Source organism: Streptomyces sp. NPDC096132, from assembly GCF_044763345.1.
GTDB lineage: Bacteria > Actinomycetota > Actinomycetes > Streptomycetales > Streptomycetaceae > Streptomyces.
On the sequence record NZ_JBIWGA010000068.1, the window covers coordinates 1 to 13,416 of the forward strand.

The 13,416-nt window shown below is 70.8% G+C and carries 14 protein-coding genes; 1 reads left to right on the plus strand and 13 read right to left on the minus strand.

Annotated elements, in window-relative coordinates:
- Positions 1 to 124: 124 nt before the first annotated feature.
- The 12 genes from ACIRF9_RS52050 to ACIRF9_RS52105 all read right to left on the minus strand — a co-directional run bounded on the left by ACIRF9_RS52050 (position 125) and on the right by ACIRF9_RS52105 (position 10,855).
- Positions 125 to 871, minus strand: a complete 747-nt coding sequence (locus ACIRF9_RS52050) for a CAP domain-containing protein (RefSeq protein ID WP_403837595.1) — start codon at positions 869 to 871, stop codon at positions 125 to 127.
- 640 nt (positions 872 to 1,511) lie between these two features.
- A complete protein-coding gene (locus ACIRF9_RS52055; protein WP_403837597.1) occupies positions 1,512 to 1,811 on the minus strand; it encodes a nucleotide disphospho-sugar-binding domain-containing protein in 300 nt (99 codons plus the stop codon).
- Entirely contained in the window at positions 1,808 to 2,218 is a 411-nt protein-coding gene (locus ACIRF9_RS52060) for a hypothetical protein (RefSeq protein ID WP_403837599.1), read from the minus strand. Before ACIRF9_RS52060 ends, ACIRF9_RS52055 begins: the two co-directional genes overlap by 4 nt.
- A gap of 230 nt (positions 2,219 to 2,448) precedes the next feature.
- Positions 2,449 to 3,246, minus strand: coding sequence for an ABC transporter permease (locus tag ACIRF9_RS52065; protein ID WP_403837601.1), 798 nt, complete (start codon positions 3,244 to 3,246; stop codon positions 2,449 to 2,451).
- Complete coding sequence (locus tag ACIRF9_RS52070; RefSeq protein WP_403837603.1) at positions 3,216 to 4,091, minus strand: ABC transporter permease; 876 nt, start codon at positions 4,089 to 4,091, stop codon at positions 3,216 to 3,218. The genes ACIRF9_RS52065 and ACIRF9_RS52070 overlap by 31 nt, the downstream gene beginning before the upstream one ends.
- Positions 4,091 to 4,237 carry a hypothetical protein gene (locus ACIRF9_RS52075; protein ID WP_403837605.1) on the minus strand — a complete coding sequence of 49 codons (147 nt, stop codon included), beginning with the start codon at positions 4,235 to 4,237 and terminating at the stop codon, positions 4,091 to 4,093. The genes ACIRF9_RS52070 and ACIRF9_RS52075 overlap by 1 nt, the downstream gene beginning before the upstream one ends.
- 42 nt (positions 4,238 to 4,279) lie before the next feature.
- Positions 4,280 to 4,459 carry an ABC transporter substrate-binding protein gene (locus tag ACIRF9_RS52080; protein WP_403837607.1) on the minus strand — a complete coding sequence of 60 codons (180 nt, stop codon included), beginning with the start codon at positions 4,457 to 4,459 and terminating at the stop codon, positions 4,280 to 4,282.
- Between the two features lie 90 nt (positions 4,460 to 4,549).
- Positions 4,550 to 6,181: a glycoside hydrolase family 13 protein gene (locus ACIRF9_RS52085; RefSeq protein WP_403837609.1), complete on the minus strand. Its 1,632-nt coding sequence runs from the start codon at positions 6,179 to 6,181 to the stop codon at positions 4,550 to 4,552.
- A gap of 62 nt (positions 6,182 to 6,243) precedes the next feature.
- Positions 6,244 to 7,197 (minus strand): carbohydrate ABC transporter permease, encoded by a 954-nt coding sequence (locus tag ACIRF9_RS52090; RefSeq protein WP_403837611.1) that lies wholly within the window; start codon positions 7,195 to 7,197, stop codon positions 6,244 to 6,246.
- Positions 7,194 to 8,174 (minus strand): carbohydrate ABC transporter permease, encoded by a 981-nt coding sequence (locus tag ACIRF9_RS52095; RefSeq protein WP_403837613.1) that lies wholly within the window; start codon positions 8,172 to 8,174, stop codon positions 7,194 to 7,196. Before ACIRF9_RS52095 ends, ACIRF9_RS52090 begins: the two co-directional genes overlap by 4 nt.
- Before the next feature lie 109 nt (positions 8,175 to 8,283).
- On the minus strand, positions 8,284 to 9,579 hold the full coding sequence (locus ACIRF9_RS52100) for an ABC transporter substrate-binding protein (RefSeq protein ID WP_403837615.1): 1,296 nt from the start codon (positions 9,577 to 9,579) through the stop codon (positions 8,284 to 8,286).
- A gap of 220 nt (positions 9,580 to 9,799) precedes the next feature.
- Positions 9,800 to 10,855 (minus strand): LacI family DNA-binding transcriptional regulator, encoded by a 1,056-nt coding sequence (locus tag ACIRF9_RS52105; RefSeq protein WP_403837616.1) that lies wholly within the window; start codon positions 10,853 to 10,855, stop codon positions 9,800 to 9,802.
- A 104-nt stretch (positions 10,856 to 10,959) separates the two neighbouring features.
- On the opposite strand from ACIRF9_RS52105, the gene ACIRF9_RS52110 reads away from it, so the two are divergent.
- The gene (locus ACIRF9_RS52110) at positions 10,960 to 12,291 is read left to right on the plus strand and encodes a glycoside hydrolase family 32 protein (protein WP_403837618.1); all 1,332 of its coding nucleotides are present in this window, start codon (positions 10,960 to 10,962) and stop codon (positions 12,289 to 12,291) included.
- Between the two features lie 92 nt (positions 12,292 to 12,383).
- On the opposite strand, the gene ACIRF9_RS52115 is transcribed toward ACIRF9_RS52110, so the two are convergent.
- Positions 12,384 to 13,310: a hypothetical protein gene (locus ACIRF9_RS52115; RefSeq protein WP_403837620.1), complete on the minus strand. Its 927-nt coding sequence runs from the start codon at positions 13,308 to 13,310 to the stop codon at positions 12,384 to 12,386.
- Between the last annotated feature and the right edge of the window lie 106 nt (positions 13,311 to 13,416).

Genomic DNA, 13,416 nt, shown 5'->3' on the forward strand with positions numbered 1-13,416 from the left:
GTTGGTTTTGCCCTGTCTACGTGGGTCATCTCATAGGAGATGTTGGTGTTGGCCGATCTCAGCGCGGTGGGGGGGCCGCACCGGGGGCCCCCGGGGCCCCCCCCACCCCGACGGGCATCACCGGTCAGCGCGCTGTGGCGAAGTCCTGGGTCCAGTAGTTGCCGGGCTGCGCCAGGCCTATGCCGATCTCCTTGAAAGCGCAGGTGAGGATGTTGCGCTTGTGGCCGGGGCTGGACATCCAGCCCGCCATGACCTGCTCGGGAGTGGAGTAGCCGTACGCGACGTTCTCGCCGTAGGTCTGCCAGTCGTAGCCGGCGCGGGTGATCCGTTCACCCGGGTCGGAACCGTCGGAGCCGGTGTGCGACATGTTCTTGTGAGCCGCCATGTCCACGCTGTGGTCCTGCGCGGCCTTCGCGAGCTTCGCGTTCAGCGTCACCGCGGAGCAGCCGGCCTTGCTGCGCTCGCTGTTGACCAGGGCCAGGACGCGGGCCACGGCGGCGGACGCGGGGGTTGCCGTCCCGCTGGGGGCGCTCGGGGACGCGGTGGCCTTCGGGGAGGTCGACGCGGTGGCCGTCGGGGAGGTCGACGCGGTGACCTTCGGGGAGGCGGTGGGGGTCGGCGAGGCCGAGGTGGTGGCCGTCGGGGAGGTCGACACCGGCGAGTGCGAGGGCGCCCAGGTGTTCTCCCGGCGGTCGTCCAGGGACGCGTTCTTCCAGTTCTTCCAGTACTTCCCGTGACCGTGGGGCGTGGCCGCCTCGGCGCTCTGATCGTTGATACAGGCCATGGCGGCGGACGGTATGGCCAGCGCGCCCAGTGCGATGGCGGCGATGGCTATGGGCCGACGGCGCGTCTTCCTGGCGTGCTTCCTCATGCGGACCTCGCTCGATGGTCTCGAAGGGGCGCCTCCGGTGGGCTGGGCCTTGCCTGGAGATGGTGCTTGACCTGCGGTGACGCCTTCTGGGGGCCGTCATTGTCAGAGCCTCGGCGAGCAAGGGGCAACGAGGGCCGCAACTACCTGGCCTCGTAGCCGTCCGGTGCCCTTGAATCCGCCGCGCAGGTGTGCAGACCCGGTTCGACGCAACACGACCGCAGCTGACGCATCTTCAGGAGAGCGGACACGCGGGGCGGGTGGCGCGAGGGAAGCGGGTCCGGCCCGGCCTGCCGGACACCACGCCCCTTATGTCTGCTTCCAGGAGGCACATCCCCTTATTTCGCCCGCGCGCCTCGTACTACCCGGCAGCGTTGACAGGGGAATGCCGCGTGATGAATGTCACCGTCCACCCGTGCAACCCCTCCCCTCAGCCCCTTCCGACGGCACCGACCGTGGGGCGCGCACGATGTCGGCGTCGAAGCCGGGGGCGAGGGTGCCCCTGGCGCGCAGCCCGGACCGCCGGGCCGGGTTCCAGGAGGTCAGGGCGGCGATGCGGCCCAGGGGCAGACCGCGCTTCGTCTCCTCGGTGATCAGACCGGGGAGGAGGCCGCGGGCGGGGACGGAGGGTCCCCGGTCGCGGTCAGGGCCTGGCAGCCCGCTGTTCGACGAGGTCCGCGGCGGTGCGCAGTCCGTCGCGGGCCCGGATGGTCCGGGAGGCCTGTGCGAGCCTGCGCTTCAGGGGGGTGTTCCCGAGCAACTCCGTCAGGGCGCCGTGCAGTTGGTCGTCGGTGAAGCGGTACGGGTCCAGCCGGGCGCCGTAGCCCAGTTCGGCGACCCGCTGGGCGTTGTCGTACTGGTCCCAGAACAGCGGGAGCACGATCATGGGCTTGCCGAAGTGGAAGCACTCGGTGGTGGTGTTGTTGCCGCCGTGGGTGATCACCAGGTCGACCAGGGGAGGATCCGCGTCTGTGGGAGGAACTCCGCGCCCCACATCGTGGGCGGGAGGTCGATCTCGTCGTGCAGCGGGCCCTTGGAGACGATGCAGCGGTGCGGGGTGCGGGCCAGGGAGGCGATGACCCTGCGCATCAGGCCCACGTCGGCGGAACCGAGCGATCCGAGGCTGAAGTAGAGCAGTGCGCTGTCGTCCGGACCGGCCGGGGGTTCGGCCAGCCGCGCGGGAAGGGTGAACCCCTCGTCGGTCTCCCTGACCGAGGAGTCGAGCCGGTGCCAGGCGGGGCCCAGCGGGCGGGCCCCGGTGTGGTCGGCGATCTCCGGGTAGACGTAGAGGTTCAGATCGCCCTCGTGGATGAACTCCAGGTCGGGCAGCGGCCGAGCGCCCTGTTCCACGACCCAGGCGCGCGGCGACCCCGTTCGCGGACCTCGCTCCGGGGCAGGCGTTCGCGTTCGAGCCCGTAGGAGACGTTCCTCGCCACGCTCAGGTGCGGGAACAGCGCGTACGACTGGAACATCAGGTTGACCGGGCGTCGGTGCGCGGGCACGCCCAGCAGGTCGCGGCAGGCTCACCCCGTCCAGGGCGGTGACCTCTCCGAACCGCCGGGTGACGTCCTGGACACGGATCACGGCGCCTCCGTGAGCCGGCTGATCCGCTGGGCCGCGATGACCACGGTGAAGCTGACCGCCAGCAGCAGGGTGGCGAGCGCGTTGATCTCCGGGGTCACACCGAACCTGATCATCGAGTAGACGACGATGGGCAGGGTGGGGTCCTTGGGTCCGGCGGTGAAGAAGGCGATGACGAACTCGTCGAGGGAGAGGGTGAACGCCAGCAGCGCGCCCGCCACGATCCCCGGCGCGAGGGCCGGAAGCGTCACCCGCAGGAAGGTGGTGACCGCTCCCGCACCGAGGTCGCTCGAGGCCTCCTCCAGCGAGGGGTCGACGTGGGCGATCCGGGTGCGGACGACGGCCGTGACGGAGGCCAGGCCGAAGACGGTGTGGGCGAGCAGCACCGAGTACAGGCCCAGGGTCGCCGACACGAGCGCGTAGAAGGCCAGCAGGCCGATGGCGAGCACGATGTCCGGCAGGACGGCGGGCATCACCGAGAGGGTGTGCAGCAGGCGTGACCGCCTCGCGTGGCGGGAGAGCCCGACCGCCAGGAGCGTGCCGAGCACGGTGGACAGACCGGTCGCGCCGGCGGCCACGAGCAGCGTGTTGGCCAGGCCCCGCAGGACCTCGTCGTCGCGGGCCAGGGTGCCGTACCAGTCGGTGCTGAAGCCGGACCAGCGGTAGGGGCTGTCCGAGCGGTTGAAGGACATCACCACGAGCACCACGACGGGCGTGTAGAGGAACAGGTACGTCACCCACAGCGGGAGGAGCCCGAGGCGGCGCATCAGCGACCGCCCGGCCGGCGCGCCGCCCATGCCTGCGCCGAGAACAGCAGGACCAGCAGCGCCAGGAGGGCGAGGGCGAGTACGGAGCCGAACGGCCAGTCCCGTGCCGTCAGGAACTGGTCCCCGATCAGATTGCCGACCATGACCGTGCGTCCGCCGCCGAGCAGCTCGGGGACGACGAAGTTCCCGAGGCTGGGCACGAAGACGAACACGCAGCCGGTCAGCACACCGGGCAGGGTGAGCGGAAGCGTCACCCTCAGGAAGGTGCGGGCCGAGCCCGCGCCCAGGTCGGCGGAGGCCTCGAGCAGACGCGGGTCGACCCGCTCGATCGCCGCGTACAGCGGCAGCACGATCAGGGGCAGATACGTGTGGAACAGTCCTGTGACGACGGCCGGCTCCGTGTAGAGGAACCCCAGCGGCCGGTCGATCACGCCGATGCGGATGAGGGCCGTGTTGACCACGCCCTGGCTGTTCAGCAGCACGATCCAGGCGTAGGTACGGATGAGGAAGCTGGTCCAGAACGGCAGGACGGCCAGGACGAGGGCGACCGTGCGCCACCTCCGGGGCAGCCGGGCGATCGCGTGCGCCGTCGGGTAGCCGAGGAGGAGTGCGAGCAGGGTGGTGACGGCCGCGATTCTCAGCGAGTCGGTGAGGACGCCGGCGTAGACGGGGTCGGCGAGCCGCGCGAAGTTCTCGCCGGTGACTCCGCTCTCGTAGGCGATCCCGCCGAAGCGGCCCCGCCGGAAGGCGGTGTAGCCGATCAGCAGGGCCAGGGGGATCAGGAGCAGGACGACCAGACATGACAGTCCGGGGCCGATCAGGACCAGACGGTCTCGCGCGCGCGGTCCCCAGGCCGTCCTCCCCCGGCGGACCATCAGCCCGCGGTGACTTCCGTGACGATCCGGGTGTAGGCCGTCGAGGCGCTGCCGAGGTCGACGACGGACTCGCCCTCGAGGAGTTCCTCGGGGGTGATGGCGAGTGCCGGACGACTCTTGAGCAGGGCCGGGTAGAGCCGGTCCATGGCGGCGTCGTTGGGGACCTTGTAGAAGATGTTGGAGGCGACTCAGGAGTGCACGTCGGCGTCGAGGACGTGGTTGATGAAGGCGTGCGCCGCCTCCTTGTTCCTGGACGACTTGAGGATGACCATCGTGTCGGTCCAGAGGTCGCTGCCCTCCTCGGGGACGACGAAGCCGATGCTCTTGTCGTCGGTCGGGCACCAGCCGTCCCACGTCGCGCAAGACACCTTTCAGGACAGCGGCTCGGCGCCGGTGCCGGAGCGGCGTCCGGGCGGCCGGGGCGCGGGCCGCCGGCCGCCGCGCCCCCTCGTGGCCCGTCAGTCGCGGTGCAGCCAGACCGCGGTGTCCGGGGGCAGCTGCCCGTCCTCGCCGAGCGGTCCCGAGGCGAGCACGGGACGGCAGGCGTCGGGGAGGGCGATCGGCCGGGCGGAAAGGTTGACGGCGCACAGCAGACCGGTGCCGCGTGCGAAGAGGAGGGTGCCCTCGGGACTGTCGAGCCAGCTGAGTTCCTCGCCGCGCAGGGCCGGGTCGCGGCGGCGCAGGCGCAGGGCGTCGCGGTAGAGCCGCAGCATGGAGGCGGGGTCGGCCTCCTGGGCCTCGGCGGTGCGCGTCTTCCAGTCCTCGGGCTGGGGAAGCCAGGGAGTGGAGCCGGCCGGGCCGAAGCCGAAGGGCGGGGTGTCGCCGCTCCAGGGCAGGGGGACCCGGCAGCCGTCGCGGCCGCGGACGGTGTGCCCGGAGCGCTCCCAGGCCGGGTCCTGGAGGACTTCCTCGGGCAGGTCCTCGACCTCGGGGAGGCCGAGTTCCTCGCCCTGGTAGATGTAGGCGCCGCCGGGCAGGGCCAGCATGAGCAGGGCGGCCGCGCGGGCGCGGCGGGTGCCCAGGGCCAGGTCGGAGGGCTGGACATCGTTGCCGAGCGGGGTGGTCACCCCGGTGTGGGGGCGGCCGTAGCGGGTGACGTGACGGGTCTCGTCGTGGTTGGACAGGACCCAGGTGGCGGGGGCGCCGACGCCGGCGTGGTCGGCGAGGGTGCGGTCGATGACCTCGCGCAGGGCGGCTGCCTCCAGGGGGCTTTTCAGGAAGTCGAAGTTGAAGGCGGTGTGGAGTTCGTCGGGGCGGAGGTAGGCGGCGAGGCGGCCGGGCCGGACGTGGGCCTCGGCGACGAAGATCCGGGGGTCGGGATACTCGTCGGCGATGGCGCGCCAGCCGCGGAAGATGTCGTGGACGCCTTCGCGGTCCCAGTGCGGGTGGTCGTCCTGGCCCTCCGCGGTCAGGACGGAGAACTCCGGCAGTCCGAGGTCCGGGAGGGCCGGGTCCTTGGCCATGCCGTGGGCGACGTCGATCCGGAAGCCGTCGACACCGAGGTCGAACCAGAAGCGCAGGATCGACTCGAACTCGGCCCGCACCTCCGCGTGGTCCCAGTTGAGGTCGGGCTGTTCGGGGGCGAACAGGTGCAGGTACCACTGGCCGTCGGCGGTGCGGGTCCAGGCGGGGCCGCCGAACGCGGCGTGCCAGTCGTTGGGCGGAAGGGAGCCGTCCTCGCCCTTGCCCTCGCGGAAGACGAAGCGCTCCCGCTCGGCGGAGCCGGGGCCGGCGGCGAGTGCCTGCCGGAACCAGACATGCTGGTCGGAGCAGTGGTTGGGGACGATGTCCAGGATCACCCGCAGGCCCAGCCCGTGCGCTTCGGCGATCATCTTCCGGGCCTCGTCGAGGGTGCCGAACGCGGGGTGGATGTCACGGTAGTCCGCCACGTCGTAGCCGCCGTCGGCCAGCGGGGACGGGTACCAGGGGTTGATCCAGAGCGCGTCGACACCGAGGGAGGCCAGGTGGGGCAGGCGGGAGCGGAGGCCGGTGAGGTCGCCGGTGCCGTCGCCGTCGCCGTCGGCGAAGCTGCGTATGTAGACCTGGTAGATCACGGCGGAACGCCACCAGGCGTCGGGGGCTGTGCTCACGTGTGCCGGGTTCCTGACTGTTCGGGGTGCGTGTGGGGGTGGGTGGGGCGTCACGGCTCGGGTCAGCCCTTGACGGCTCCGCTGGTGAGGCCGCGGACGAAGTACCGCTGCAGGGTCAGGAAGACGACGATGGGGACGAGCATGGAGAACAGGCCGCCGGCCGTGACGAGTTCCCAGCCGGTGCCCTGCTGGCCCAGCAGGTTGTTCGTCGCGACGGTGATCGGCTGCTTGTCGCCGGGGCCCACGAAGACGAGCGCGACCAGGAGGTCGTTCCAGACCCAGAGGAACTGGAAGATCGCGAAGGAGGCCAGTGCCGGGGTCGACATGGGCAGGATCAGCCGGTAGAAGGTCTGGAAGTGGCTGGCCCCGTCGATCTTGGCGGACTCGATGACGTCCTTGGGCAGGGTCGCCATGTAGCTGCGCAGGAGGTAGACGGCCATCGACATGCCGAACCCGATGTGCGCGAGCCAGGCCGCCGGGAAGGTGCCGTTCAGGTGCGCGGAGGCGTACAGCTTGATGATCGGGACGAACGCGACGTAGTTCGGTACGACGAGCAGGCTCACGACGACGAGGAAGAGGGTGTCGCGGCCCTTGAAGGTCATGAAGGTGAAGGCGTAGGCGGCGAAGGCGGCGATGAGGATCGGCAGGAAGACCGCCGGGAGCGTGATCGCCACACTGTTGAGGAAGGCCGAGCCGAGGTCCGCCTGCTCGATGGCCTTGGAGTAGTTGCCGGTGGTCAGGTCGGCCAGTCCGCCGGGGTGGGCGAACAGCGTCCACCAGCCGCTGGAGTTGGCGTCGTCGACGCTGCGGAAGGACGTGACGACCACCCCGAGGGTGGGCACGATCCACAGGGCGCAGACGAACAGCACGCTCAGCCGTACCGGGAGCCCGCCGCGCGCCGGACCGCTGCCGCCGTCCCTTCCGGGGGCCGCCTGGCCGCGGCCCCGGCCCGGGCGGCCTTTCCGTACCGCCGCCGGGGCGATCTTCCGGGTGAGCTGGTTGATCTGGGTGGTCATGCCGACTCCTCCGCCCTGAAGTGGCGAATCTGGTAGATCATGATCGGCACGATGGCGACGAGCAGCATGACGACGATCGCCGACGCGTTGCCGTAGTTGTAGTTCGTGTAGAGCTGGTTGAAGAACTCGAGGCCCACGACGTTGGTGTTGAAGGAGCCGTTGGTCATCACGTAGATCACGTCGAAGATCTTCATCACGGTGATGAGGACGGTGACGAAGACCGTGATGAGCGCTCCCCGGATCTGCGGGATGATGATCCGCCAGAAGATCCGCATCTCGCCGGCGCCGTCCAGGCGGGCCGCCTCGAGGGTGTCCGCGGGGACGCCCTTGATGGCCGCCGACAGCAGCACCATGGAGAAACCGGCCTGTCCCCACAGCAGCATGACCATGAGCAGCATGCTGTTGGCGTGCAGGGTGCTCTGCTGCAGCCAGGGGACGGGGTCGTGGCCGAAGGCGGTGACGACGCCGTTGAGCAGGCCGGTCTGCGGCGTGCCGGCGGGCTGGGTGGCGTACATGAAGCGCCACACCGTGGCCGAGCCGACGGCGCTGATGGCCATCGGCATGAAGATGATGGTCTTGGCCGCCTTCTCCGCCCTGCCCGAGAGGCGGTCGGTGAGCGTGGCGATGAGCAGGCCCACCACGATGCAGGCGGCGGGGACGAGGGCGATCCACAGCAGCGAGTTGAGCAGGGTCTGCCGGAAGGCCGGTGTGGCGAGGAGGGTGCTGAAGTTGTCCAGGCCGACGAAGCTCGAGCCGTCGCCGTTCTTGAAGCTGTCGACGACGGTGACGACGGTGGGGTAGACGAGGTAGACCCCGATCGCCGCGACGGCCGGCGCGATGTAGAGGTAGGGCTTGATGCGGCTCTCCCAGCGGCCCGGCAGGGCTTCTGCGAGTTTGTTGAGGGCCCAGTAGACGGCCAGGGCGGCGGCGATGCCCGCCAGTACCGTGAGCACCGTCGAGAGCAGTTGGCTGACCACAGCGGTCACCTTCCTCGAACGCTGGTGGGTGGGGAGTCCGTCCGGCGGCCGCCGGGGGCGGGCGGGGGCACGGGGCCCGCTCGCCCCCGGCGGCCGCGCCGGGTCGTGGTCAGCTCGCGGGCCAGCTGGCGTCGATGTTCTTCAGGGCGTCGTCCAGCGACTCCTCGCCCGAGATCCAGGCCGTCATGTCCTTCCAGAAGGTGCCGGTGCCGACCGCGGTGGGCATGGCGTCGGAGCCGTCGAAGGCGAAGCCGGTGGAGTCGTAGGCGACCTTGGCGATGGTCTGGGTGGTCTTCAGCGGGTAGGCGCTGAGCGGGAAGTCCTTGTGCGGGGAGATGAAGGAGGAGCCGTTGCCCGCCGCGGTGGTGCCGAGGTCGGTGGCCGCGAGGAGCTTCATGACCTTGCGGGCGGCCGGGCTGTCCTTGTAGATGGACGCGGTGTCGCCACCGCCCTCGACGGGGTTCTCGCCGCCCGCCGTAGCCGGGGGCAGACCGAAGACGCCGACCTCGGAGTCCAGGTTCTTCTGGACGGCCTTGGGGAAGAAGCCGGTGATGAAGCTGCCCTGCTGGTACATGTAACAGCCGGGCTTGCTGTTGAACATGGCGTTGCCGGCGGTGCCGAAGGCGTTGCTGGCGATCGACTTGCGGCCGCCGAGCACGTTGCCGTCGGTGAAGGCGATCTTCTCGAACTGGGCGGCGGCCTGGCGGACCAGGTCCGAGTCGAACTTGATCTTGTGCGAGATCCACTCGTTGTACTTGTCGATGCCGCCGTACTTGAGGATCAGGTTCTCGAACCAGTCCGTGGCGGGCCAGCCGGTCGCCGTGCTGGACTCGATGCCCAGGCACCAGGGCGTGTTCCCGTCGGACTTTATCTTCGCGGTGAGCGTGTTGAGCTCGTCGAGGGTCGTGGGCGCCGTGTAGCCGGCCTTCTCGAACGCCTTCTTGGGGTAGAAGACCAGGCCCTTGACGTTCATGCTGACCATCAGGCCGTAGGTCTTGCCGTCGGACTTGGCGACGTCCAGCGTGCCCGCGGTCATGCTCTTCTCCAGCGCCGGCAGGTCGAGGACGTCGTCCAGCGGGGTGACCTTGCCCTTGCCTGCGAGGTCCTTGATGATGCCGGGCTGCGGCAGGAGCGCGATGTTCGGCGCGTCGCCCGCCTGCACCTTCTGCACCAGCAGCTGGTTGATGTTGTCGACCTTGCGCCACTGGACGGTGACGCCCTGGGCCTTGGCCCGGGGGGCGAGCTTCGCCTTGAGGCCGTCGATGACCGGCTGGTCCATGCTCGTCCAGATCGTGACGGTGTTCGAGCCGCCCGCGCTGCTGCCGGAGCCGGACGAGCAGCCGGTGGCGAGCAGCGTGAGGGCGCTGACGGCGCTCACACCGAGAACCAGCTTTCTTGCGGTCATGTGTTCCTCCTTGGTCGGCGAGCACGGCGACGCGGCGGGTCGGCGTCTCGCACCTGAGGTGATCTCGCCTGCCGGGGGTGCGCTCTTGCGCCGGTCCACCGCGGCGGGTTACTAATTCGGGTTAGTGGGCCGAAAGCTAGCCCTCCCCTCTTTGCCACGTCAAGAACCTGTTACGAGGGAGTTATCCATGGATGAACCCGTGCGGCCGGACCGGCCCGGCTCAGCCCCGGGCGGGCCGGGCCGGGGCTGCGGTGGAGTCGCGCATCACGACCGGACAGTGCACCAGGGTCCGCCCGGGTCGCACGGCGGGCCCGCCGTCGGCCAGCCGTTCGGCGGCCATGCGGCCCATCGCGGCGTAGGGCAGCCGCACGGTGCTCAGCGCCGGGTGGATCTCCGCCGCGAGCTGGAACTGGTCGTCGTAGCCCATCACCGACACGTCCTCGGGCACCCGCACCCCCGCCTCCAGCAGGGCAAGCAGCGCACCGAAGGCCATCCGGTCGTTGCCGCACATGATCGCCGTCGGCAGGGGGCCGCGGCGCAGCAGCGTGCGCGCCAGTTCGTAACCGGAGTCGGCGTGGTAGTTGCCGGGCAGCACGGTGTGGTCCCGCGGATCGAGCCCGGCTCCGCTCAGCGCCTCGCGGAAGCCGCGCAGTCGGGCCTTGGTGGCCCAGCTGCTGACCGTACCGGTGAGGTAGGCGATGTCCCGGTGGCCGAGGTCGAGCAGCGCCTGGGTGGCCTCCCGGCCGCCGCGCGCCTCGTCGGGGAGGACCGAGGGGAGCGCGTCACCCGTGACGTAGCAGTTCACGAGGATCGTCGGGACCTTCTCGGCGCTTTCCGGCACCACCACCGACCGGGTGCCGGCCGCCGCGAAGATCAGGGCGTCGGTCTGCCGGTCGAGCAGTTCGCCGACCAGCTGTGCGGCCTGGCTGTTCGAGCCGCCGGTGTTGACCAGGAGCAGCAGGTTGCCGTGGCGTATCGACGCCTCGTGCGCCCCCTTGATCGCGGCGGCCGCGAACACGCCGAAGTCCGAGTCGTGACTGACGAAGCCGATGGTGGCGCTGCGCCCCTGGCGCAGCCCCTGCGCGGCCCGGTTGGGACGGTAGCCGAGTTCGTCGACCGCCCGCAGGACCCGCCGCCGGGTCTCGTCACTGATCGTCTGCCCGGCCGTCTTGTTGAGCACGAAGGAGACGGTCGCCGGCGAGACGCCGGCCAGGCGTGCGACATCGGTGCGGCGCGCTCTGCCCGCGTTCGGCCGGTGATCTTCATGGGTTGACACGCCGCAAGAGTACGAGACGACCCCGCCCCGGGACACCGGCCTCCACAGGGGAAGACCACCGTGGGCTTCGTCACATTTCACCCGCAATGAGAGGAATCCTCGGCATGCCCGCATGGCTGCACTACGCCCCCGCGAAGGGCTGGATGAACGACCCCAACGGGCTGGTCCACCGGCAGGGGCGGCACCACCTCTTCTACCAGTACAACCCGGCCGGCACCGCGTTCACGAACCAGCACTGGGGCCACGCCAGCTCCCCGGACCTGCTCACCTGGACCGAGCACGAGGTGGCGCTCTTCCCCGGTCCGGCGGCCGACGCGCCGTACGACGCGACCGCCTGCTTCTCGGGATGCGCCGTCGCACACGACGACGGTGTCTCGATCGTGTACACCGGCGTCCTGGGCGACGCCCAGCTCCCCTGTCTCGCGCGCGCCGCCGACGACGCGCTGTCGGGCTTCGTCAAGGATCCCGCCAACCCTCTGGTCGCCGCTCCGCCCGCCGAGGACATCACCGAGTTCCGCGACCACAGCGTGTGGCGGGAGGGCGGGCGGTGGCGGCAGCTCGTCGCGGGCGCCCGCCGCGAGCACGGCGGCTCGGTGTTCGCCCTGTCCTCGGCCGACCTGCGGGTATGGGACTACGACGGCGTCCTCGTGGACCGGGCCGGATCGAAGGTGCCGGGCGCGGTGTGGGAGTGCCCCGACTACTTCGCCGTGGAGGGCACGGGGGCGCTGCTGGTCTCGGTGATCCACGAGGACGGCGAGGAAGGGCCCGCGGTGTGGTGGATGACCGGCACCGCCTTGGACGCCGGCGCCGTCTCGGGCCCCGGTTCCGCCTCGGGCGCCGGTTTCGAGGTGCGGGAGATCGGCGTCGTGGATGTGGGCGACCGGTTCTACGCCCCGCAGTCGTACTGGGCGGCGGACGGCCGGCGCATCCAGTTCGGCTGGATCCGCACCCACGAGGACCCCGCGGGGCTCGGCGGACCGGCCGTGGGGTTCATGAGCCTGCCGCGCGAGCTCTCGGTGCGGCAGGGGCGCCTGCACTGCGAACCTGCCGCCGAACTGACGGGCCTGCGACGAGCTGCGACGCCGCTGCCGGTGACCGGTGTGACCCGCCTCGACACACCGAGGACCGCCGGTGAGCTGGTGCTCGACGCCGTCGCCGCGGACGGCGTGCGCGGTGTCGACCTGCGTTCCCCGGACGGCGCGGGGATGACCGTGGACCTGGCGGCATTCACCGGACTCGACGGGCCGCTGCGGCTGTTCTGGGACGCGGGCATCGTCGAGGTCTACCGCGGCGGCACCGCGGGAACCTGGTCGGACCTGCGGGTTACCGAACTCGCCGGGCTACGGCTGGACGGTGACCCCGCCACGACGGGCGGCCGGGCCGAACTCTGGGAACTCGCCCGGCCGGACCGCTCGGCGGGGCCTGCCTCGGCGTAGGGCGCCGGATGACGGCAGGGGGCTTGTCGGCACCCCCTGTCGTCGTCCTTGGAGCGCACGGTGTGCCCGCCCCCGGAGGTGCGTCACGCCCGTCAGATGTCGGCGACGATGTCGCTCAGGTGGTAGTCGGCGCCGTAGCGGACGAGACCGCGCAGGGTGTCGCGCGGGTTGCAGGGGCGGGCCTTGCGTTTGTGGGGCTGGTGGGTGAAGGGAATGCCGGACCAGGGGTTGTCCTGGTGGTGGTGACTGCCGCGCGGGGCGTCCGCCTCGATCGCCCAGTGGACCCAAGTGCTGTCGTGGTGCAGGCAGATGACCTGGCCCAGGTACCAGACGGCGCCCTGGAGGAAGGGGCCTTCGCGGTCGGCGTCGAAGTCGGCGAGGGTGCGGTAGCGGTCGCGTACCCGGCGTTCCAGCGCCTCCAGACTGCCCGGGGAGAAGTCCCACCTCTGGATGTCGGCCCCGGAGAGCTGTCGCGCCCAGTACGGATGCCGGTCCTGCCGGTCGGCGAGCCACAGCCGGAGCCACTCGTCCACGGGCTGGGGGCCGATGGGGTCCAGCGGTGAGCGTTCCTTGAACGGCTCCCAGCCCGGGTCGGTGAGCCGCACCTCGGACACGGCGTCGGCGAGTTGGCCGTGCTCGCGGGTGAACACCTCGCCCGAGCCCTCGGCCAGAGCGACGTCGATCAGGGTCGCGACGGACAGCGGGGGCAGGCCGAGGGCGGGGTCGGGGCGGACGAGCGGGTCCCCGTCCTCGCCCCTCGCGTCGGGGTCGATGTCCCACCGGCCGCCGCAGACATCCATGAGGACCTCCCCCACATAGGGGATCGCGGCCCGGCGGAAGTCGTCGTCGGGCTCCTCGAGAAGCCCTTGTTCGAGCGCGGCCAGCGAGGCGGGCGTGTAGTCGAACGGGAAGCCGTCCGGAAGATGCACCTGCTCGAGCCGTGCGGCGAGCACCTGCATGTCGTCCAGCCACCGGTCGAGGAGCTGCTCGTGGGTCGGGGCGTCCGGGTTGGCGGTCATGGCTCGGAAGCCTAGGGGGTGTTGTGAAAGTCCCGTGCGGTGCCCGCGGTGTCCGGTGCGTGCCCTGGGGGTCCCCCCGGCCGAAGGCTGGGGGAGTGCCGGACGA